The following is a 2,300-nucleotide window of genomic DNA, read 5'->3' on the forward strand; positions in this document are numbered from 1 at the left end:
GTCTTACCCCGCACTTTGCCCCGCTTTATCGCTTATATCCTCTACCGTTGGGAAGTCTGCATCCGCGCCACCGTCATCGTCGGATTAGTGGGTGCGGGTGGATTAGGTCGCTTGCTCGCGGAACAACTGAGTAGCTTTGACTACAAAGGTCTCCTGACAACTCTAATCGTGTTTCTCGCCCTCACTTTTATCGTAGATATGATTAGTGCCTCAGTACGACGGACATTAAGGTGATGCTGAGAAAAACTCAACCTTTACACCGTCAGACTGATGTAGACACCCGGTAAAAGTTCAACACTGATAATGTAACAAACAAAACATTTCCCAGTTACACCATCAATTCAGATTGATGGAAAAAATCGTTTTCTTGCGGAATTTTACATCATTTTTGAATGTATTTACAGCGCTTATCTAATTTTAACGAATTTCTAGAGCTAAAAATAGAAATAGCAGCCTGATATCCCTTCTGAAAGCATTACCCGTCTGGTAAATAACCAAACAAACCAAATAGGCAAAAAGTTTTCCTGGAAATTTCAAAATTCACAATTTACCAGACGTTGTTAAGTCCATTTCCTGAAGATTAAATGTGCTGCTGTGAAAGTTTTTTAATAAGGAGATACCATGAGCCAATCAAGCAATTTACCAAACAATAGTTCGATAACTACCGATGCATCTACAGGAGAAGAACATAAGACTCAACAAGCGGCTGCAAAAGCAACAGCCAAAGTTGCTTTTGAAATGGCACCCGAAAAAATTGTCGTTGACTCTCCACCCCCAAAACCCAATTATCCCCACTATCGGGTTCATCCTGGAGAGCAGTTTGTCTTAGCATCTGTCGATCCGAATGCTTCGGAAGACTATAAAAATAAGAAAGATATTGAGCAGGAACTGCAACATCAGCGCCAGCGCCTTCAAAATTTACAAGAACGTCTATATGCTGAACATCAGCGCAGCCTACTCATTGTCCTGCAAGCGATGGATACAGGAGGCAAAGATGGCACCATTAAACACGTATTTGGTGGTGTAAATCCGCAAGGTTGCCAGGTTTGGTCATTCAAAAAACCTAGTGAAGAAGAAGCAGGTCATGATTTTCTCTGGCGTTATCACCAGCGGACGCCGTTACGAGGGATGATTACTATCTTCAATCGCTCGCATTACGAAGACGTGTTAATCGTCCGGGTGAAACAACTGGTACCAGAGAATGTATGGCGGGAGCGCTATCACATTATTAATGAGTTTGAGCATATGCTCACGCTTAATAACATTGCGGTAATCAAGTTTTTTCTGCACATTTCTAAAGACGAGCAAAAACGACGGTTACAAAGTCGTTTAGAAGATCCAGATAAGCATTGGAAATTTTCTAGCAACGACTTGAAGGAGCGTCTGTTTTGGGATGAATACCAGAAGGCATTTGAGGATGCAATTAATAATTGCTCGACTGAGTATGCCCCTTGGTATGTGGTGCCTGCTAACAATAAATGGTACCGCAATTTAGTGATTGCCCGAACAATTGCTGATACCCTTGAAGCAATGAATCCACAATATCCAAAACCAGAAATGGGCTTAGAAAGTATTTTGATTTCTGATTAACTTTCTTCTATTACTCTGCTATTATTATTTTACCAGAGTGATAGAAATGCGCGAACAATATTTTGAAACGAACCCAATAAATGAAACAGGCAAGATAGCTCTGGTTTTGGCTTGGTGTAGCGGTGCTATCTTTGCTTTAGGCTTCTAGCATCTGGTAGCTACGACGTTAGCGCGATCGCTTGCTGGCACGCCACCCGGCTCAATTGCATCAATCTTAGCCTTAACCAGAGCGATCGCTTCCTGTAAATCTGCTTGTCGCTTCAGTAAAATCTCGGTTTTCCCAATGACTGGATTAATGGCATAAAGATTCCAGTTGTTGTCAGAATCTTCATAGGGTTTAACGTGCCACTCTTGATAGATAAAGTCGTCGCATTCGACGCAAACTAGCTGTTGCATCATCCCGTCAAAGCGAACGCTGTCCTCGTTATTAGGAACCCAATTGCTTTCGTGATTACTCAAAGCAATTAGAGATTCGACAAATGCTACAGCTTCCTCGCATTGCACAAAAGCCTTTAAGCTGCGATATGGATTGCCTTGCGGGTTCCAAATCTCCAGATGATGCCCGTAGCGTCCCGGTACGATTTGGTAAATCCATCCGTCAAGCATTTGTGCAGTGTAGTCTTGTTTGCTGCTCATGAATACACCTTCTATCAGAACCCAAAAATATCAGGTCTTCTCGTTGGTTAGCGATTCCTAGCCTTGTCGCTTTA

General features: G+C 42.5%; 3 protein-coding genes. 2 read left to right on the forward strand and 1 reads right to left on the reverse strand.

Annotation, left to right across the window (positions count from 1 at the left end):
• Nucleotides 1-234, forward strand: a 234-nt coding sequence (locus tag H6F50_RS08625; protein WP_347277150.1) for an ABC transporter permease subunit, incomplete at its 5' end; no start/stop codon positions are given.
• 387 nt (nt 235-621) lie between these two features.
• Nucleotides 622-1,590: a polyphosphate kinase 2 family protein gene (locus tag H6F50_RS08630; protein WP_190428365.1), complete on the forward strand. Its 969-nt coding sequence runs from the start codon at nt 622-624 to the stop codon at nt 1,588-1,590.
• A 144-nt stretch (nt 1,591-1,734) separates the two neighbouring features.
• Here H6F50_RS08630 and H6F50_RS08635 read toward each other — a convergent pair whose 3' ends face one another.
• Nucleotides 1,735-2,226 (reverse strand): hypothetical protein, encoded by a 492-nt coding sequence (locus H6F50_RS08635; RefSeq protein WP_190428366.1) that lies wholly within the window; start codon nt 2,224-2,226, stop codon nt 1,735-1,737.
• Nucleotides 2,227-2,300 lie beyond the last annotated feature (74 nt).

The sequence above is a fragment of the Coleofasciculus sp. FACHB-712 genome (assembly GCF_014695635.1).
In the GTDB taxonomy this organism is placed as follows: domain Bacteria; phylum Cyanobacteriota; class Cyanobacteriia; order Cyanobacteriales; family FACHB-T130; genus FACHB-T130.